Origin of the sequence: Microbacterium istanbulense (genome assembly GCF_037204145.1) — a bacterium.
Taxonomy (GTDB): domain Bacteria; phylum Actinomycetota; class Actinomycetes; order Actinomycetales; family Microbacteriaceae; genus Microbacterium; species Microbacterium istanbulense.
The window spans coordinates 1-19,340 of the sequence record NZ_JBBDGN010000001.1; the positions used below are offsets into that span (position 1 = coordinate 1).

At 68.9% G+C, this 19,340-nt stretch carries 18 protein-coding genes and 1 tRNA gene; 5 read left to right on the forward strand and 14 right to left on the reverse strand.

What is annotated here, in order from left to right; translation table 11 throughout:
* Positions 1–65: 65 nt before the first annotated feature.
* The gene (locus WDU93_RS00005; protein ID WP_337316055.1) at positions 66–524 is read right to left on the reverse strand and encodes a RidA family protein; all 459 of its coding nucleotides are present in this window, start codon (positions 522–524) and stop codon (positions 66–68) included.
* Positions 521–745, reverse strand: coding sequence for a Sp36 family protein (locus tag WDU93_RS00010; protein ID WP_337316057.1), 225 nt, complete (start codon positions 743–745; stop codon positions 521–523). Before WDU93_RS00010 ends, WDU93_RS00005 begins: the two co-directional genes overlap by 4 nt.
* Positions 746–795: 50 nt before the next feature.
* On the opposite strand from WDU93_RS00010, the gene WDU93_RS00015 reads away from it, so the two are divergent.
* Both WDU93_RS00015 and WDU93_RS00020 read left to right on the forward strand, forming a co-directional pair.
* Positions 796–3,387: a transglycosylase domain-containing protein gene (locus WDU93_RS00015; RefSeq protein WP_337316059.1), complete on the forward strand. Its 2,592-nt coding sequence runs from the start codon at positions 796–798 to the stop codon at positions 3,385–3,387.
* Entirely contained in the window at positions 3,384–4,319 is a 936-nt protein-coding gene (locus tag WDU93_RS00020; protein ID WP_337316061.1) for a metallophosphoesterase, read from the forward strand. The genes WDU93_RS00015 and WDU93_RS00020 overlap by 4 nt, the downstream gene beginning before the upstream one ends.
* A gap of 76 nt (positions 4,320–4,395) precedes the next feature.
* Here WDU93_RS00020 and WDU93_RS00025 read toward each other — a convergent pair whose 3' ends face one another.
* On the reverse strand, positions 4,396–4,908 hold the full coding sequence (locus WDU93_RS00025) for a hypothetical protein (RefSeq protein ID WP_337316063.1): 513 nt from the start codon (positions 4,906–4,908) through the stop codon (positions 4,396–4,398).
* Positions 4,909–5,245: 337 nt separating this feature from the next.
* On the opposite strand from WDU93_RS00025, the gene WDU93_RS00030 reads away from it, so the two are divergent.
* The 3 genes from WDU93_RS00030 (at position 5,246) to WDU93_RS00040 (ending at position 6,626) form a co-directional block, all read left to right on the forward strand.
* Positions 5,246–5,319: transfer RNA gene (locus WDU93_RS00030), tRNA-Pro, on the forward strand.
* A 78-nt stretch (positions 5,320–5,397) separates the two neighbouring features.
* Entirely contained in the window at positions 5,398–5,865 is a 468-nt protein-coding gene (locus WDU93_RS00035; protein WP_337316067.1) for a VanZ family protein, read from the forward strand.
* Positions 5,862–6,626, forward strand: coding sequence for an HAD hydrolase family protein (locus tag WDU93_RS00040; protein ID WP_337316069.1), 765 nt, complete (start codon positions 5,862–5,864; stop codon positions 6,624–6,626). Before WDU93_RS00035 ends, WDU93_RS00040 begins: the two co-directional genes overlap by 4 nt.
* A 24-nt stretch (positions 6,627–6,650) precedes the next feature.
* On the opposite strand, the gene WDU93_RS00045 is transcribed toward WDU93_RS00040, so the two are convergent.
* The 11 genes from WDU93_RS00045 to WDU93_RS00095 form a co-directional block, all read right to left on the reverse strand.
* Positions 6,651–7,931: an alpha-hydroxy acid oxidase gene (locus tag WDU93_RS00045; RefSeq protein ID WP_337316071.1), complete on the reverse strand. Its 1,281-nt coding sequence runs from the start codon at positions 7,929–7,931 to the stop codon at positions 6,651–6,653.
* 16 nt (positions 7,932–7,947) lie between these two features.
* Positions 7,948–8,652, reverse strand: coding sequence for a FadR/GntR family transcriptional regulator (locus WDU93_RS00050; RefSeq protein ID WP_337316073.1), 705 nt, complete (start codon positions 8,650–8,652; stop codon positions 7,948–7,950).
* Between the two features lie 62 nt (positions 8,653–8,714).
* Complete coding sequence (locus WDU93_RS00055) at positions 8,715–9,344, reverse strand: thymidine kinase (protein WP_337316075.1); 630 nt, start codon at positions 9,342–9,344, stop codon at positions 8,715–8,717.
* A gap of 10 nt (positions 9,345–9,354) precedes the next feature.
* Positions 9,355–10,827 (reverse strand): malate:quinone oxidoreductase, encoded by a 1,473-nt coding sequence (locus WDU93_RS00060; protein ID WP_337316077.1) that lies wholly within the window; start codon positions 10,825–10,827, stop codon positions 9,355–9,357.
* A 125-nt stretch (positions 10,828–10,952) separates the two neighbouring features.
* Complete coding sequence (locus WDU93_RS00065) at positions 10,953–12,017, reverse strand: aspartate-semialdehyde dehydrogenase (RefSeq protein ID WP_337316079.1); 1,065 nt, start codon at positions 12,015–12,017, stop codon at positions 10,953–10,955.
* Positions 12,018–12,142: 125 nt separating this feature from the next.
* Positions 12,143–13,429 (reverse strand): aspartate kinase, encoded by a 1,287-nt coding sequence (locus WDU93_RS00070; RefSeq protein ID WP_337317257.1) that lies wholly within the window; start codon positions 13,427–13,429, stop codon positions 12,143–12,145.
* Between the two features lie 81 nt (positions 13,430–13,510).
* Positions 13,511–14,125 carry a response regulator transcription factor gene (locus WDU93_RS00075; RefSeq protein ID WP_337316085.1) on the reverse strand — a complete coding sequence of 205 codons (615 nt, stop codon included), beginning with the start codon at positions 14,123–14,125 and terminating at the stop codon, positions 13,511–13,513.
* Positions 14,122–15,270 carry a sensor histidine kinase gene (locus WDU93_RS00080; protein WP_337316087.1) on the reverse strand — a complete coding sequence of 383 codons (1,149 nt, stop codon included), beginning with the start codon at positions 15,268–15,270 and terminating at the stop codon, positions 14,122–14,124. The genes WDU93_RS00075 and WDU93_RS00080 overlap by 4 nt, the downstream gene beginning before the upstream one ends.
* Positions 15,271–15,348: 78 nt before the next feature.
* Positions 15,349–16,281, reverse strand: coding sequence for a DMT family transporter (locus tag WDU93_RS00085; protein ID WP_337316090.1), 933 nt, complete (start codon positions 16,279–16,281; stop codon positions 15,349–15,351).
* On the reverse strand, positions 16,278–16,871 hold the full coding sequence (gene recR / locus WDU93_RS00090) for a recombination mediator RecR (RefSeq protein WP_337316092.1): 594 nt from the start codon (positions 16,869–16,871) through the stop codon (positions 16,278–16,280). The genes WDU93_RS00085 and recR overlap by 4 nt, the downstream gene beginning before the upstream one ends.
* Positions 16,871–19,312: a DNA polymerase III subunit gamma and tau gene (locus WDU93_RS00095; protein WP_337316094.1), complete on the reverse strand. Its 2,442-nt coding sequence runs from the start codon at positions 19,310–19,312 to the stop codon at positions 16,871–16,873. The genes recR and WDU93_RS00095 overlap by 1 nt, the downstream gene beginning before the upstream one ends.
* Positions 19,313–19,340 lie beyond the last annotated feature (28 nt).

Here is a 19,340-nt window from a genome sequence, read left to right on the forward strand (position 1 = left end):
GTCAGCAGGCAGGGGTCTCGGCGATAAAGCGGGGTCTCGGCGAGGGAGCTCAGGCGAGATGGAGCTCAGGCGAGGATGAACGTGACCTCGACCTCGACGGGGGTGTCGAGCGGCAGCACCGGCACGCCGACGGCGGCGCGGGCGTGCTTGCCCGCGTCACCGAAGATCTCGCCGAGCACCTCGCTGGCACCGTTGATCACGCCGGGCTGCCCGGTGAACGACGGATCGGATGCCACGAAGCCGCCGACACGCAGCACCCCGGCGATGTTGTCCACCCCGCCTGCAGCATCCGCGGCCGCGGCGAGCGCGTTCAGCGCGCAGGTGCGGGCATAGCCCTTCGCGTCGTCCGGGTCGATGTCGGCGCCGAGCTTGCCGGTCGCAGGCAACGCACCGTCGACGAAGGGGAGCTGACCTGAGGTGTAGACGAGGCCACCGTGCACGACGGCGGGAACGTAGGCCGCCACGGGTGCGGCGACGGCGGGAAGCTCAATGCCGAGCTCGGTCAGGCGCGCGGAGATGCTCATGCCGCACCGCCCTCGAACTGGCGGGCGGCCTCGGCGGCGGCCGCGAGGCCGGCGTTGCCTGCGGCATCCGCGGTGACGGGACGCTTGAAGTAGGCGACGAGACCGCCTTCGGGACCCGTGACCACCTGCACGAGCTCCCAGCCCTGCTTGCCCCAGTTGTTGAGGATGGCGGCGGTGTTGTGGATCAACAGCGGCGTGGTCAGATACTCCCACGTGGTCATGGCACTCCCGTCGAGGCTGGTATTCAGGGAACTCCCCTACGATCAAGCGTATGCCTGAAACGAAACGCTCGGTGAAGGGTGTCCTCGGCGGCCTGCTCGGCCTGGTCGGACTCAGTGCCGTCGCCGGACTCCTGGTCACGGCCACCGTCACGCCCGCCATCGCCATGGCCGGCTTCACCGGCTCGACCGCGATGTCGCTGTTCGAGGACCTGCCCGACAACCTCAAGGTCGGCACCCCGATGGAGCCCACCACGATCTACGGCACGAACGCCGAGGGCAAGGCATTCCAGCTCGCGACGTTCTACGACCAGAACCGCATCCCGGTGACCTTCGACGAGGTCTCGCCGGTCCTCTACGACGCCATCCTCTCCAGTGAGGACAAGAGCTTCTACGAGCACGGCGGTGTGAACCTGGGCGCCACAGTCAAGGCCGTCGTCGACAACATCCGTGGCACGTCGTCGCGCGGCGCCTCGACGATCAGCCAGCAGTTCGTGAAGAACGTGCTGATCCAGGAGTGCGAGAAGGGTGTCTCTCCCAGCGAGGAGGACTACTCCGAGAAGCTCAACGCCTGCTGGACCGAAGCGACCCAGGCGACCGGCTCTGAGGGTGTGGAGCGCAAGCTGCAGGAGATGCGCTACGCGATCCAGATCGAGAAGGACTACTCGAAGAACGACATCCTGCTCGGCTACCTCAACATCGCCAACTTCGGCGGTCAGACCTACGGCATCGAGGCCGCGGCGAACTACTACTTCGGCACCACCGCCGCCAAGCTCACCCTGCCGCAGGCGGCGACCCTGGCCGGCATCGTGCAGAACCCGAACCGCTACCGCATCGACAAGCCGGGCGGCACGGGAACGGATGCCGAGGACAACCCGACCAACGGCGCCGACGACGGCTACGCCGACACCAAGGTGCGTCGTGACTATGTCATCAAGCGCATGTTCATCGACGGCAAGATCACCGAAGAGCAGCGGGATGCGGCCTACGAGACGCCGATCGAGCCGAAGATCACCCCGTCCACCCAGGGCTGCGCGGCGGCAGGCAAGAACGCCTACTTCTGCCAGTACGCCAAGTCGATCGTCGAGAATGACCCCGCCTTCGGCGAGACCAAGGCTGAGCGCCAGGAGAACCTGCGCCGCGGCGGCATGCAGATCTACACCTCGCTTGACATGCGCGTGCAGCAGGCCGGTATCGACGCGATGGCTGCCAACGCCCCCGTCTACCTGGACGGCAAGGACTTCGGTGCCAGCGGTGTGACGATCGAGACTGGCACCGGTCGCGTGCTCGCGATCGTGCAGAACACGAAGTTCAACGAGACGGCGAACGCCAATCGCGCCAAGGGTGAGACGAGCCTCGTCTACGCGGCCGACAAGACCCACGGCAACTCGAACGGCATGCCGCCCGGATCCGCCTATAAGTTGTTCACGCTCATCGACTGGCTGGAGAAGGGCCACTCGGTGAACGAGGTGGTCAACGGCAACACGCGCGTGTTCAACAACTTCACCGTCTGCGAAGAGCCGTTCTACAACGACGAGATGATCTACAACTACAACAAGCAGCGAGGCTTCACGGGCACCGTGCGCCAGTTCACGGCGAAGTCGCTCAACACCGGCTACCTCGCGATGGCCGAGCAGCTCGATACCTGCGACATCAACAAGGTCGCCGAGCGCATGGGCGTGCACCTCGGAAACGGCGGCCCCGTCGGCGGCGAGCCCGATCGCCCGAACAAGCAGGACGGCAACTACCCCTACGACTCCGTGCTCGGGTCGAAGTACATCGCACCGATCCAGATGGCCGGCGCGTACGCGACCGTCGCGAACAAGGGCAAGTACTGCACGCCGCGCGCGATCGACAAGGTCATCGGTCAGGACGGCAAGGAGATGACGCTGCCGGAGTCCAAGTGCTCGCAGGTGATCGCACCCGAGGTCGCCGCGACGGCCGCCTACGCACTGGAGAGCGTGATGCAGAGCGGCGGTACCGGTGTGACCGCCCGCCCCTACGACGGCGTCCCCCTGATCGGTAAGACGGGTACCCACCAGTCCTTCGCCACGTCGATGACCGAGTCGAGCACCAAGACCACCACCATGGTCTGGGCCGGTGCGATCACGGGCGACTTCAGCATGGCGCAGACGTACTGGAACGGCATCCAGATGTCGCAGATCCGGTACTACATCGCCCGGGCCATGCAGGGTGCGGCCAACGCCGCGTATGGAGGCGACGCCTTCCCCGCACCGGACCGCAACCTCACCCGCCAGGTGCTGCGCGACCTGCCGAACGTCGTCGGTCAGCCCCTTGATCAGGCTCGGCAGACCCTCGAGAACGCGGGCTTCCGCGTGAACGTCGGCGAGGCCATCGACAGTGAGGTCGCCGCGGGCAGCGTCGCCGAACAGACGCCCGGCGCCGGCCGCGTGGCCGGCGGTACAACGGTGACCCTGGTGCCCAGCACCGGAAAGGCACCCGCTCCGGAAGAAGTTGATGTGCCGAACGTGACAGGGCAGAAGTTCAGCCAGGCCAAGAAGGCGCTCGAAGACGCTGGCCTGGCGGTCTCGGGCGACTGTGATGGCGGTGACGATGTCACCGCTCAGGAGCCCGCGGGCGGCAAGGCGGCACCGGGCACCACGATCACCCTGGTGTGCGATTGAACGCGTCCACTCAGCGCCATCCGGCCCTCACCACGCTCGGCGTGGTGGGGGCCGTCGGCCTGGGTGCCGCCGTCTGGGGCATCGGCATCGAACGGTATCTGTTCACGGTGCGTGCGGCGTCAGCTGCCGCCCTCCCGCCGGGTTCCGCGCCGTTGCGTGTGCTGCACATCTCCGACGCCCATATGGCCCCGTGGCAGCACCGCAAACAGCAGTGGCTGGCATCCCTCGCCGAGCTCGAGCCCGATCTCATCATCAACACCGGAGACAACCTCGGTCACCGCGATGGTCTCGACGGCATCCGACGGGCCTTCGCACCGCTCGCCGGCATCCCCGGGGTGTTCGTGCACGGTTCGAACGACGTCACCGCGCCCACGCCGCGCAACCCCCTGAAATACTTCGCAGGGCCGTCGAAGAAACACAGCGACAAGCCGCTGCTCGACACCGCAGGTCTCGACCGGTACCTGACCGACGCTCTCGGCTGGCACGATCTCAACAACACCGCCGCCCGTGTACAGGTCGGCACCCGCACGATCGACACGTTCGGTGTGAATGACGCCCACCGCAACTGGGATGACCTCGACGCGCTGCCTGACGCGATCGCCGGCCTCGGCGAACGGGATGCGGCTACTCCCCTACTCGGTGTCACCCATGCCCCCTACCAGCGCGTGCTGAATACGTTCAGCTACCTGGGCGCGGATGCCATCTTCGGCGGCCACACCCACGGCGGTCAGGTGTGTGTACCGTTCTACGGCGCCGTGGTCGCCAACTGCGACATCCCCCTGAAGCAGGCCAAGGGACTGAGCACCTGGTCGTACGGCGACCGCGAAGTGCCGCTGAACGTCAGTGCCGGCTGCGGCCACTCGATCTACGCACCCGTGCGCTTCGCTTGCCGCCCCGAGGCAACGCTGTTGACGCTGACGGCGCGCGACTGACATGCGCACGTGTCGGATGACACGATCAAACCAGGAACCCCGCAACGACCCAGAGTAACGCCAAGCAGGCTCCAGGTTAGGCGACTGCGACCATCAGCCGTGTCACCACGACCGCCGCAATCTGAGCACTTGTCAGAACGACGCTCATCGCCGACGTGATCACAATCAGGCCTCGACGTGATAGCCATCGCGAGTGTTGCCATAGCAACATGGCCAGAAACGAGGTGAGCATCGGACCTGAAGCGGTAAAAAGCGCGACGAAAAATACGCCCGTGACGAGGACGCTGCGCGAGTCCAGCAGAAATATGCCGAAGTACAGCACTGAGAGCGCGATCGAGGCGAGCCCTGCGACAACACAAACAATCAGAACTGCCTGCCGCTGCCTAGCCGAAAGACCCCCGATACAGGATCCCACGATCAAGGCGGCGGAGACGCCGATGAGCAGGAGGAACAGAACTGGTGCGAGGTCGGAAGTTCCACCCTGCCTGGGAAGAAGGAGGTCTCCAAGACTGGTGAGCAGGACGATGCTCGCCGCGGAGTTCGCCGCAATCAGGGTCGCAGTAATCGTCGATGACAGGTGATTCATCACCGCTTGACGCTCCTTGCGCGCTTGGTTCGATCTCATACTGTCACCATCGCACCCTCACCCGTGAACGGCCCGACTACAGACCGGCAAACGCAATCACAGCGTCTGAAAAGCCCCACCTACAAGTAAGAGACTTATGGGTGCTATTGGGGCTCGAGTTTTGAGGGCAGTGGATGCTGGCCCGAACCTTAGTCCCGCTGGAGGCCAGCGACGGGGTGCGAGAAGCTGCCTCTGATAAGGACGCCCGACGGACGCCTCGCTCCACGCTGTGGTCCAACGGCGGACACACCTCAATTGGGCGTTTGAGTACTTCACGGGGTAGACTCGAACGGTTGTCAAACGGGGTGTGGCGCAGCTTGGTAGCGCGCTTCGTTCGGGACGAAGAGGTCGCAGGTTCAAATCCTGTCACCCCGACACAGCACACGAGAGGGATCGGTCGCGAGGCCGGTCCCTCTCGCTGTTTCCGAAGCTTCTCCCCCTACGATCGGGCCCATGAGCACAGACAGTCCGCCACGGCGCAGCCTCGCCCTCCCCGTCGCCCTCGTGCTCGGCATCCCGTACCTGATCGGGCTGCTTCTGCTCACCATCTGGCCGCGCCCCGTGCAGGACAGCGCCCCGGTGATCCTCGATCTCGTGGTGCGCGCAGTGCACCGCGGCCTGGGCTGGACATGGCTGGGTTTCAGCGAGCTCGAGGCGATCGCGAACGTGCTGGTGTTCGTGCCGATCGGCACCCTCGCCTTCCTCGCCTTCCGCCGGGTCGCCTGGCCGCTCGCCTTCGCCGCGGGCCCACTGCTCTCACTCGGGGTCGAGTTGGTGCAGAAGGCGGCCCTGCCGCACCGGATCGGCTCTGTCGCCGACATCGTCCTCAACTCGGTCGGCGCCACCCTCGGCGTGCTCCTCGCGTGGGCCATTGCCGCCGCGGTCTCCCAGCTCCGCCCCTCTAAACTGGAGGCATCATGAGCATGCCCCGCCTCGTCGCCTTCGACCTTGACGACACTCTCGCCCCGTCGAAGGGCACCATCGACTCCCGGATCGCCGACCAGCTGCGCGCCCTGCTGCGCGTGACCCAGGTCGCCATCATCTCCGGCGGAAACGAGCAGCAGTTCCGCACGCAGGTGATCGCCCGGCTCGCCGACACGGATGCCGACGACCTCAGCCGTCTGCACCTGCTGCCCACCTGCGGCACGCGCTACCTGCGCTTCGACGGCGAAGGTTTCACCCTCGTGTACGCGCATGATCTCGCCGACGATGAGAAGTCCGCCGCCATGGCGGCCCTGCGTGAAGAGGCCGAGAAGCTCGGCCTGTGGGAAGAGCAGACCTGGGGCGAGATCCTCGAGGACCGCGGCTCCCAGATCACCTTCTCGGCCCTCGGCCAGAAGGCCCCGCGCGACGCCAAGCACGCCTGGGACCCGAGTGGCGACAAGCGCTCTGCGCTGCGTGACGCGGTGGCCCCGCGCCTGCCCGACCTCGAGGTGCGTTCGGGCGGTTCGACGTCGATCGACATCACCCGTTCGGGCATCGACAAGGCCTACGGCATGCGTGAGCTCGCCGCCCGCACCGGCATCGACCTCACCGACATGCTCTTCTACGGCGACCGTCTCGACGAGGGCGGCAACGACTACCCGGTCCTCGCGCTCGGCGTGCCCTCGGTGGCCGTCGTCGACTGGGAAGACACCGCCGCGAAGCTCGACGAACTGCTCGAGACCGCGAACGCCGGCTGAGCCGGTCGGCGCGCGGCCCCTGCCCTATGCGGTGACCGCACCTGCCGCATCCCTCGCCACCGGCACGAGGCGCGTCAGCTGCGTCACGTGCGCCGGCGTGAGCTCGTCCAGCGACGAGACGCCCAGCAACCGCATGGTGCGCTCGATCTCGGTGCGCAGAATCGCGATCGCCCGGTCGACCCCCTGCCGCCCACCGGCCATCAGCCCGTACAGGTAGGCGCGCCCGATGAGCGTGAAGTCCGCCCCGAGCGCGATGGATGCCACGATGTCGGCGCCGTTCATGATGCCGGTGTCGATCATCACCGTGAAGTCGTCACCGACCGCACGCCGCACCTGCGGCAGCAGGTGGAACGGGATGGGAGCACGGTCCAGCTGACGCCCGCCGTGGTTGGAGAGCACGATGCCGTCGACTCCCGCGTCACGCAACCGCAACGCATCCTCGGTGGTCTGCACGCCCTTGACGACGATGTTCCCCGGCCACAGGTCACGGATGATGGCGAGGTCGTCGTAGCTGATCGTCGGATCCATCGCCGCATCCAGCAGCTCGCCGACGGTGCCACCGGTCGTGCTCAGCGACGCGAACTCGAGCTTCGGTGTGGTGAGGAAGTCGTACCACCACCACGGGCGCGGGATGGCGTTGATGATCGTGCCGAGGGTCAGCTGCGGCGGGATGGAGAATCCGTTGCGCTTGTCGCGCAGGCGGGCACCGGCCACGGGTGTGTCGACCGTGAAGTGCAGGGTATCGAACCCGGCGGCCGCGGCGCGGCGGGTGAGCTCATAGGAGATCTCCCGGTCGCGCATGACGTACAGCTGGAACCAGTTGCGCGCCGGCACCGGCCCCTGCGGCTCGCGAAGGGTCGCCGCCTGCACTCCTTCGATCGAGGTCGTCCCCAGCGTGGAGAGCGTGAACGGGATGCCCGCCGCGGCGGCCGCACCGGCACCGGCGACCTCCCCCTCGGTCTGCATGAGGCGGGTGAATCCGGTGGGAGCGATGCCGAACGGCAGGGCGCTGGGTGCGCCGAGGATCTCGACCGAGGTGTCGACGGTCGGCGCCGGCGTGAGGATGCCGGGGTGGAACTCGACGTCTTCGAAGGCCTGCCGCGCGCGCTGCAGCGACAGCTCGCCCTCGGCGGCACCGTCGGTGTAGTCGAAGGCCGCCTTCGGTGTGCGTCGCTTCGCGATCGTGCGCAGGTCGGCGATCGTCAGGGCCGCGTCGAGCCGGCGCGTGCGGGCGTTGAGCTCGGGCTTCTTGAATCGCAGCAGCTCGAGCAGCTCGGCGGGGTTGGGCAGCTGACGCTGAACCATGGTGTCCTCTCGGGGGTCAACCGGAGACGAGTCCGGTGGTGCGGTAGTAGTCGGTGATGTGCTCACGGACGAGCCGAGACGCCGCCTCAGCGTCGCCCGCGTCGATCGCGGCCACGAGCGCGCGGTGCTCGGCGCGCAGGCCATCGGCGGTCGTGTGCCAGTCATCCACGCGGGCGGAGCCAGCCAGCACGTACGACTCGATCGAGGTGCGCAGCCCCGCCATCATCGCGGCGATCACGGTGTTGCCCGACGCCTCGGCGAGCGACAGGTGCAGCTGGGCGTCGAGCGCGAGGAACTCCGCGGCGGTGAGACCTGCCGCATCCATCGCTTCCAGCATCCGGTGCGCTTCGGCGGTATCGCGGCGGGAATCGGTCGCGAGCGCCCTGGCCACGGCATCCTCGAGCACGAGTCGGGTCTGCACGACATCCGCCAGCGGGAAGCCCTGTGCGGCCACCTGCAGCCGCAGCAGCGCCGACATGCCCCCCTGGGGCGTGGCGATCACGATGGCGCCCGCCTGCGGGCCGGAGCCGGTGGCTGTGCGGATCAGACCCATGACCTCGAGCACGCGCAGTGCCTCCCGCACGCTGGACCGCCCCACACCGAGGTCGGCCGACAACTCGCGCTCTGAGGGCAGGTGGTCGCCGGGGCCGAGGCGTCCGTCGAGCAGGTCGCGTTCGAGATGCTCGAGCACGACCTGCCAGGCGCGCGGGGCGTCGCTCATCCGTCCTCCTGTGGTCAGACCACAGACTAGCCGGATGTGGTCAGACCACGCAAGGTCGGGATTCAGCCGAGGACGCCGCCGGATTCGCGCAGGTAGCAGTCGCCGCACAGCGACTCATAGGTCACGGCAGCGCCGTCGATGGCCACCTGGTCGCCGTCGAAGACGAATCGCCCGTCGACGATGCGTCCGTTGAACACCGCCTTGCGCCCGCAGCGACAGATCGTCTTGAGCTCTTCGAGCGTGTGCGCGATCGCCAGCAGCCGCGCGGACCCGGGGAAGGCATGCGTGAGGAAGTCGTTGCGGATGCCGTAGGCCATCACCGGGATACCGTCGAGCACCGCAATGCGGAACAGGTCGTCGATCTGCTCGGCCGAGAGGAACTGCGCCTCGTCCACCAGCAGGCAGGCGACATCGACCGGTCCGGTCGGGATCAGCTCATCCTCCGTCGACCGGCGCAGCCGATCCCGCTGGGCCTGGAAGAGTGCACGCGCACTCTCCCCCGCGCCGATGAGGAAGTCCACCTCACGGGTCATGCCGAGCCGGCTCTCGATCTGCGAGGCGCCCTTGGTGTCGATCGCGGGCTTGGCCAGCAGCACCCGCTGCCCGCGCTCTTCGTAGTTGTACGCGGCCTGCAACAGGGCCGTGGACTTGCCCGAGTTCATCGCGCCGTAGCGGAAGTACAGCTTCGCCACGAGCGGCGCCTCAGGCCGTGAGGTCGAGCGCGGCGGCGGTCGCCTTCATCGAGGCCTCAGCCGCCGTGGCATCCTCGTTGAGCTTCTCGCCGAGCGTGGGGATCAACTCGCGCAGCGCGGGCTCCCAGCCGGCGTACCGCTCAGGGAAGCACCGCTGCAGCAGTCCGAGCATGATCGGCACCGCCGTCGACGCACCAGGCGATGCGCCCAGCAGGCCCGAGATGGTGCCATCCTCCGAGGCGATGACCTCGGTGCCGAACTGCAGGATGCCGCCCTTCTGGGCGTCCTTCTTCATCACCTGCGCGCGCTGACCGGCCTGGATCAGCGTCCAATCCTCGTCCTTGGCGGTGGGCATGAAGGTGCGCAGACTGTCGACCTTCTTGCCGTGGTTCTTCACCAGCTCACTGACGAGGTAGGTGATGAGGTCGGGGTTGGCGAACGCGACGCGCAGCATCGGCCACAGGTTGTGCAGGCGCACCTGGCCGACGATGTCGAACCACGAACCGTTCTTGAGGAACTTCGGGCTGAAGGTCGCGAACGGGCCGAACAGCAGCGACGACTCGCCGTCGACGACGCGAGCGTCGAGGTGCGGCACCGACATGGGCGGGGCGCCGACGGATGCCTGCGAGTACACCTTCGCCTTGTGCTGGGCGACGATGGCGGGGTTGGTCGTCTTGAGGAACTGTCCACCGATGGGGAAGACGCCGTAGCCCTCGATCTCGGGGATGCCCGAGTTCTGCAGCAGCTTGAGCGCCCAGCCGCCGGCACCGACGAACACGAAGCGGGCGTTCACCTCACCGGGGGCGTGGCCCACGGAGCGGCGGTACTTCACCCGCCAGGTGCCATCCTTGCGGCGCTTGAGGCTGCGCACCTCGGTGTCGGTGCGCACATCGACACCGCTCTGCTGCAGGTGGTCGAAGAGCTGGTGGGTGAGCGCACCGAAGTCGACGTCAGTGCCGGCCGGCACCCGGGTGGCCGCGAACGGCTCACCCTTGACGCGCTTCTGCATGAGCAGCGGTGCCCACTGGTTGATGACGCGGGAGTCCTCGCTGTACTCGATGCCCTCGAACAGCGGCTCGTTCTTGAGCACCTCGTAGCGCGCCTTGAGGTAGGCGACGTCCTTCTCGCCGCGCACGAACGTCATGTGCGGGGTGGAATTGATGAAGGTCGAGGGGGCATCCAGCACGCCACGCTCGACGAGCGACGACCAGAACTGGCGGCTCTGCTGGAACTGCTCGTTGATCGAGACGGCCTTGGCCGAGTCGAGCGAGCCGTCGGCGGCCTGCGGCATGTAGTTCAGCTCGCACAGGGCGGCGTGCCCGGTGCCCGCGTTGTTCCACGGGTTCGAGCTCTCCTGCCCGACATCGCTGAGGCGCTCGAACGCGACGATCTTCCAGTCGGGCTGGAGTTCGTGCAGCAGGGTTCCGAGGGTGGCGCTCATGATGCCACCACCGATCAGGACGACATCGACGGTTTCAGACACCAGAACAGTCTAGTTCGCCCACGCCCCCGGCGCCGTGCGCAGAACGTCGGTCTCTTCCGACCGCAGGGGCCTCCGCGGTGTCGCGAGAGGCCCCTGCGGCGGAAATTGACAGGTTCTTAAGAAGGTCAGGCGAAGACCCGGGCGGCGACGACCTCGGCGATCTGCACGGCGTTCAGCGCCGCGCCCTTGCGCAGGTTGTCGTTGCTGATGAACAGCACGAGCCCCTTGCCCTCGGGCGCGGACTGGTCGGCACGGATGCGACCGACGAAGCTCGGGTCCTTGCCCGCCGCCTGCAGCGGGGTGGGCACCTCGTCGAGCACGACGCCGGGGGCGGACGCGAGCACCTCGCGCGCCCGCTCGGGGCTCAGATCGCGCGCGAACTCGGCGTTGATCGACAGCGAATGTCCGGTGAACACCGGCACCCGCACGCACGTGCCGGCGACGCGGAGGTCGGGCAGTTCGAGGATCTTGCGGCTCTCGTTGCGCAGCTTCTTCTCTTCGTCGGTCTCGTTCAGACCGTCGTCGACGATGGAGCCTGCCAGCGGGATGACATCGAAGGCGATCGGGGCCACGTACTTCTCGGGCTCGGGGAAGTCCACCGCAGACCCGTCGTGCACGAGCCGCAGGGTGTCGCCCTGAGCGAGCACGCCCTCGACCTGACCGAGCAGCTCCTGCGCGCCGGCGAGGCCAGAGCCGGAGACGGCCTGATAGGTGGAGACGATGAGACGCTCGAGGCCGGCCTCGGCATGCAGGGCCTTGAGCACCGGCATGGCGGCCATCGTGGTGCAGTTGGGGTTGGCGATGATGCCCTTGGGGCGATCGTCGACCGCGTGCGGGTTGACCTCGCTCACCACCAGCGGCACCTCGGGGTCCATCCGCCACGCGCTGGAGTTGTCGATCACGACGGCGCCGGCCTCGGCGAAGCGCGGGGCGTAGGCGCGGCTGGCGGTGGCGCCGGCCGAGAAGAGCGCGATGTCGATCCCGGCGGCATCCGCCGTCTCGACGTCTTCGACGATGACGGTCGCGCCGCCGAAGTCGATGGCGGTGCCCGCCGAGCGCGCGGACGAGAACAGGCGCAGCTCGCGGATCGGGAACGACCGCTCCGCGAGAATCTCGCGCATCACGGTGCCCACCTGGCCGGTGGCGCCGACGATGGCGACGGAGAGTCCTGAGTCAGAGATGCGGGTCATGGGCAGAGTCCTTGGCGTGGAGACGGTGCGCCAGGCTCAGCCCCAGGGTGCGGATGCTGCGCCCGGCGCCGATGTCAGGGTTGCCGCGAGTCTACCCCGTCGCGGAGCGGGCGGATGCTCGCGCGTCAGCGACCGGTGCCGGCGTGAACGGTGGCCTCGATCTCGCTGTCGAGTCCGTAGGCGCTGTGCACCTCGCGGGCGGCGTCGGCGAGGTCGGAGCCGCGCAGCACCACCGAGATGCGGATCTCGGAGGTCGAGATCATCTCGATGTTGATGCCGGTCTTGCTCAGCGCCTCGAAAAGAATCGCCGAGACACCCGAGTGGGTGCGCATGCCGGCGCCGACGACCGAGAGCTTGCCGATCTGGTCGTCGTGCACGAGGTTCTCGAATCCGACATCGGCCTGCTCGGCGGCGAGGGCCTTCAGGGCCGCGGGAGCGTCGGACTTCGGCAGCGTGAACGAGATGTCGGTGCGGCCCGTGGAAGCTGCCGACACGTTCTGCACGATCATGTCGACGTTGGCGCCCGCCTTGGCGACGACCGTGAAGATCTCGGCGGCCTTACCCGGCACGTCTGGCACGCCGACGACGGTGATCTTCGCCTGCGTGAGGTCGGTGGCGACTCCGGCGACGATGGGTTCTTCCATGGCTGCTCCCTCGGTTTCGCGCGGGTCTTTCATACCCTCGCCCAGAACGTAGGTGCCTTCGGCCGACGAGAACGACGACCGGGCGTGGATGAGCACGCCGTGGCGGCGTGCGAACTCGACGGCGCGGATATAGAGCACCTTGGCGCCGTTGGCGGCCAGCTCGAGCATCTCTTCGCTGCTGATGACGTCGAGCTTGCGGGCCCGCGGGATGACCCGGGGGTCGGCGGTGAAGATGCCGTCCACGTCGCTGTAAATCTCGCAGACGTCGGCCTCGAGCGCCGCGGCGAGCGCGACGGCCGTGGTGTCGGAGCCGCCGCGACCGAGCGTGGTGATGTCGCGGGTGTCCCGGTTGAAGCCCTGGAAGCCGGCGACGATCACGATCGCACCCTCATCGAGCGCCTCACGCAGCCGCACGGGGGTGACATCGACGATGCGGGCGGAGCCGTGCTTGGCGTCGGTGATCATGCCGGCCTGGCTGCCCGTGAACGAGCGGGCCTCGAAGCCCATCGAGTGGATGGCCATCGCGAGCAGCGCCATCGAGATGCGCTCACCACTGGAGAGCAGCATGTCGAGCTCGCGCGGAGCGGGCAGCGGAGCGACCTGGTGGGCGAGGTCGAGCATCTCGTCGGTGGTGTCGCCCATCGCGCTCACCGCGACGACGACGTCGTGGCCGGCGCGCCGCGTGTCGACGATGCGCTTGGCGACACGCTTGATGCTCTCGGCGTCGGCGACGGATGAGCCGCCGTATTTCTGCACGATCAGGGCCACGTTCACTCCCGGGGGACGTCGGGCGGATCCGCCCACGCTCATTCTACGGATGACGCTCATGCGCCCCGGCGCATGTGACGGCTACAGCAGGCCGCGGCGGCGTGCCTCAGCGGCAGCCTGGGTGCGGCTGCCGGCGCCGAGCTTCTCGAGCACGTGCACGATGTGGGTCTTCACCGTTGCCTCACTGATGAACAGGCGCTCCGCGATCTCGCGGTTGCTCGCCCCCTCGTCCACGCACGCGAGCACCTCGCGCTCCCGGGCGGTGAGCGTCACGCGCGGGGCCCGCAGGGCGGCCAGCAGGCGGTCATCCCCGGGCGAGAAGACGAGCGAGCCCGCGGCGGCATCCGTGATGGCCTTGGCGATGACATCGGTGCCGACGTCTTTGAGCAGATATCCGGCGGCCCCTGCCTCGATCGCGCGGACGATCTGCGCGTCGTGGTCGAAGGTGGTGAGGATGATCACGGCAGGTGGTTCGTCGCTCGCCCGCAGGGCGGCGGTCGTCGCGACGCCGTCGATCCCCTCCCCCAGCCGCAGGTCGCAGAGCACGACGTCGGGATGCAGAGCGGATGCCGCAGCCACGGCCTCTTCACCGGTGCCGGCCTCACCGATCACCGTGAACCCGCGGCTCTCGACCACCGCGCGCAGACCCGCGCGCACGATCGGGTGGTCATCGACGATGAGCACCCGGATGCTCATGCCGTCACCTCAGCGCGCAGGGTCGTACCGGTTCCAGGGATGCTGTCGATCTCGAGCTCGCCGCCCAGTTCGCGCAGCCGGGAGCGCATGGCCACCAGCCCGTAGGAGCGTGACTGTTCCGGCAGGCCCTGCGGATCGAATCCGCGGCCGTCGTCGGCCACCGTGAGCCGCACGCGCTCCCCCACTGTGGCGAGGCTCACCTGCACCGCGCCCGCCCCGGCATGCTGGCGCACGTTGGCGAGGGCCGACTGCGCGATGCGGAGGAACATGACCTCCACGGGGGTGCGCAGCGGCGGCATCCGCTCGTCGACCGAGAGGGACGTGCGGATGCCGGTCTCGGCGGCCAGCGCGTCGAGCATGCGCCCGAGGGCTCCGGCGAGTGCGGTGTCGTCGAGGTCTGCGGGCGCGAGCGCGGCGACGATGCGGCGCAGCTCGACGAGGGAGTGCTGCGCGAGCGCGTCGATCTGCGGTAGCCGCTCCGCGTCTCCGGAGCGAGCCAGCAGCGAGACCGAGCTGAGCTCTTGTGCGATCGTGTCGTGCAGGTCGCGCGCCAGCCGGGTGCGCTCGCGTTCGGCGCCGGCCTCGTGCTGGGTGCGGGCGAGTTCGTCCTGCAGGGCGGCGGTCTCTTCGTGGGCGCGGACGAGCGAGTCGATCAGGCGCTCACGCTCGGCGGCGTCACGCAGGAGTGCGTCGTAGCCGAGCGAGACGGCCAGCGCGAAGCCGCCTCCGAGCAGGGGGCCGGCGATGTGGGCGAAGGTGAACGGGGCGTCGTGCAGCAGCGGCGCGAGGATCGCGGCGGCGAGCACGACCGCAGCGTACACGGCCGACCAGCCGGCGCGCAGCAGATGACCGGCCAGCAGCAACAGCGGGAAGGACAGCCACACATACTCGGCGGAGAGCACCAGCATCCCGCCCCAGATGAGCGTCAGGGCATACAGCCACCAGCGCGCGGCGCGCCCCTGCGCGTAGACGGCCCCCAGGGCGTACCAGGCGAGGAATGCTCCGGCGGCGAGCAGCGCCGGCAGGAGCGGCACGCCGGCGGATGTCGCACGGATGGTCGTCACCACGGCCAGGGCGACCGTGATCACGTGTAACGCAAAACGGGCGGCCCGCAGCATCCCCTGTCGGTCTGGCGCGGCACTCATGTATCGATTCTCTCGGGTCGGCGTCGCACGCACATCCCCGCCAGATCGATCCTTCGATCGATCTTGTGCCGCGTCGGGTCAGCGCACGATCGGTTCGGCGGCGTCTGGCAGCGGCGCCCGGGGCCGCATCCGTCCGCCCGTGGCGGCGAACCAGCATCCGATGAGGATGAGCGGGAACCCGATCAGCAGACCGGCGGTGACCGGCTCGCCGAGCAGCAGGGTGCCGAGCACGATGGCGACGACCGGGTTGACGTAGGTGAACAGCGGCGCCCGCACCGGGCCCACCTCGCGGATGAGCGCGAAGAAGGCGATGAACGCCACGGCTGTGCAGACGATGCCGAGCAGCAGGAGCGAGACGGTCGAGCGCACCGTCGGCACATCGTGCTGGGTGAGCAGCGCGGCGGGCAGGTAGCCGAGGCCGATGCCGAGCAGCGCGAGGGTGATCGTGCCGATCGAGGGCACATCGGCCAGCTTGTAGGCGATGATGAACGGCGCGATCGCGTAGAGCAGGGCCGTCAGCAGAATCTCGCCGATGCCGAGGAAGCTCGCCGCTCCCTGCGGGAAGAGCCCGGGCCCGGCGACCACGACGATCACCCCGGCGAAGCCGAGCAGCAGCCCGCCCAGGCGCAGCGGCGAGAGCACACTGCGGTCTCCGCGCAGCAGGGCGATGAGGGCGGCGAACAGTGGCACGGTGGCCACGAGCAGACCGGTGAGGCCGGAGGGCAGGGTCTTCTCGGCATGGCTGAGCAGCAGGAACGGCCCGGCCATCTCGATGAGCCCGAACGCGAGCACCCACGGCCAGTACTTCCAGGCGGCCTTGAGCGCTCCACTGCGGATGGCGAACGGCAGCAGCACGAGCGCGCCGAGCAGTGTGCGACCCGAGACGACAGCGGGCGGGCTGTACGAGTGCACGGCCTCTTTGATGAAGAGGTAGGTGATGCCCCAGACGATCGCCATCACGGCGAAGAGGATCCAGCCGCGACGGCTGATCCCCTGGCCCTGTGCGTTCACAGGCGGCGCCGGCCCTCGAATGCACGCCCGAGGGTGACCTCATCGGCGTACTCAAGGTCGCCACCGACGGGCAGACCCGAGGCGAGGCGGGAGACCGTGATCTGCATGCTGGTGAGCAGGCGGCTGAGGTAGCTGGCCGTCGCCTCCCCCTCGAGGTTGGGGTTGGTGGCGAGGATGACCTCTTGCACGGTGCCGTCGGCGAGGCGCGTCATCAGCTGCGCGATGCGCAGGTCGTCGGGGCCGACGCCGGCGATCGGGCTGATCGCGCCGCCGAGCACGTGGTACAGACCACGGAATTCGCGGGTGCGTTCGATCGCGGCGACATCCTTGGCGTCTTCGACGACACAGATGAGTTCGGGGTTGCGGCGCGGGTCGCGGCAGATGGCGCAGCGTTCCTGTTCTGCGACGTTGCCGCAGATCTCGCAGAAGCGCACGCGCACGCGAATCTCGGTGAGCAGCTCCGACAGGCGTGCCACGTCGAAGCTCGGCGTCTGCAGGATGTGGAACGCGATGCGCTGGGCCGACTTCGGCCCGATGCCAGGGAGGCGACCGAACTCGTCGATCAGTTCTTGGACAATGCCGTCGTACATCAGTTGAACCTCGTCGGGGGCTCGTAGGGCTCTTCACGCACGAAGGTCGCACCGAGCACCTGGCGCACGACAGCCTCGCCGTACCGCTGCACGCCCTGCGGCGCGGCGGAGCGTGACGAGACGACCGGGGTGGCCGGTGCTGTCCGGGGCGCTACCGAGGCGCCGTGAGACGTGGTGCGAGGTGCGGCAGTGGTGCGGGGAGCGGCCGTGGCGCGAGGTGCGGCAGGTGCAGCCGGTCGCGACGGCGCACTCCGGCCGTCGACCGGCGCCGGGCCGTCGTAGTCGGGGTCGTAGGGCGGTTCGTCGTCGAACGGGGGCACGTCGTCGTAGGGCGCGGGCGGCGCTGCGACGAGACCGTCGACCGGCGGCTTCGGCGCCGAGGGTGCGGCCTCGACGTCGGCCGGCTCCTCATCGACGGGGAACTGCGCGGGCCGTGCGGATGCCGCAGCGGCGCTCACCGCCACCTCGGCGTCGGCCGGCGTGACCGCGTTCGGAGCGACGGCAGCCGGTGCACCGGTCGCCACCGGTGCGGACGGCTTCTCGGCCCGGGGCGCGGAAGACGGGATCGGCGCGACTGCCCAGTCGGTCACCGCCGCGGATGCCGCGCGCGGGCCCGGCGTGCGCGCGGGCTTCTCCGCTGCCCCGCTGGGGCTCTGCATCGGGTTCGCCCACCCGGCGGCGGGGGCATCGTCCTGCGCGGGGCGCGGCGCGGATGCCGGAGCCGATGGTGCGGGCGACGCCGGCGGCGTGGGCGTGCTGCCGCCGCGCCCGCCCTCGTCCCCGGATGGGGGCAGCGGGGCCGGCCGGTACTTCACGGTGACGCCGAGCTCCTGCTCGATCGCGGTGCGCAGGTGGTCGCTCGTGCCCTTGCCGGGGGTGGTGCCCTTGAACCGCGCGACGTCGTTCGGGCTGCTGAACCCGAGGGTGAGCACCTCACTGTCGGTGTCGTAGGCGAGCGGCTGCACACCGGTGACGACCAGCCACGACGCACGGCTGATGCTCTCCAGACGCCCGAGGACTGCCGACCATGCCGCGCGAATGCGGTCGAAGTCGACCGGTCCTGAGGGCGCGGGGGGCGCAGCAGGCTGGGGGTCCGGTGCGGCGGGCGTACGGAGCGTGGGCACCGCTGGTGCGGCGGGTTCGGCTGATGCCGGTGATGCGGGTGCCGGTGACGCGGGTGCCGATGCCGCCGCCGGTTCCGGCGCCGCGGGCTGCGGCGCGGGGGCTGTCGCCGCCGGGCGGGCGGCAGGCGCCGGTGCCGTGGCCGGTACGGGGGCGCTCGTCGGTGGCGCCGATGCGGCGGGCACACTCGCGGGTGCGGCATCCGCTCCGGCGAGCACGCGGGCCACCATGAGTTCGAGGTGCAGGCGCGGAGAGGTCGCCCCGCTCATGTCGTCGAGCGCCTGGCTGACGAGGTCTGCGGTGCGCGACAGACGCGCCGTGCCGAAGCTCGCGGCCTGGGCACGCATGCGTGCCAGCTCGTCGTCGGGGATGCCGCGGAGCACCGCCGAGGCTCCCTCTCCGACGGCAGAGATGACGATGAGATCGCGCAGCCGCTCAAGCAGGTCATCGACGAAGCGACGGGGATCCTGCCCGGTCTGCACGACCCGGTCGACGGCGGGGAAGGCCGCCGCGGCGTCCGCCGCGCCCAGCGCCGCCACGATCTCGTCGAGCAGCTCGGCGTGCGTGTAGCCGAGCAGGGCGACCGCCCTGGCGTACGAGACCGTCGCCTGACCGGAGTCGGCCGCGACGTCAGAGCCGGCGATGAGCTGGTCGAGCAGCGACAGCGTGTCTCGTGGCGAGCCACCGCCTGCCCGCACCACGAGCGGAAGCACACCCTGCTCGACCTGCACGCCCTCCTCGGCGCAGAGCTTCTCGACGTACTCGAGCATGGCCGCCGGCGGCACGAGCCGGAACGGATAGTGATGGGTGCGAGAGCGGATGGTGCCGAGCACCTTCTCGGGCTCGGTGGTGGCGAAGATGAACTTCACGTGCGCGGGGGGCTCTTCGACGAGCTTGAGCAGCGCGTTGAACCCCTGTGGCGTCACCATGTGCGCCTCGTCGAGGATGAAGATCTTGAACCGGTCGCGGCTGGGCGCGAACGTGGCGCGCTCACGCAGGTCGCGGGCGTCGTCGACACCGTTGTGGCTGGCCGCGTCGATCTCGACGACGTCGAGCGAACCGCCGCCGTTGCGCGAGAGCTCGACGCAGCTCGGGCACACGCCACAGGGCGTGTCGGTGGGGCCCTCTGCACAGTTGAGGCACCGCGCGAGAATTCGTGCTGACGTGGTCTTTCCACACCCGCGTGGCCCCGAGAAGAGATACGCGTGGCCGACCCGGTCACCCCGCAGCGCCGTCATGAGGGGATCGGTCACCTGGGACTGCCCGATCATCTCCCCGAAGGTCTCGGGCCGGTAGCGGCGGTAGAGGGCTGTCGTCACCTGACCAGCCTACGGCGTGCCACCGACA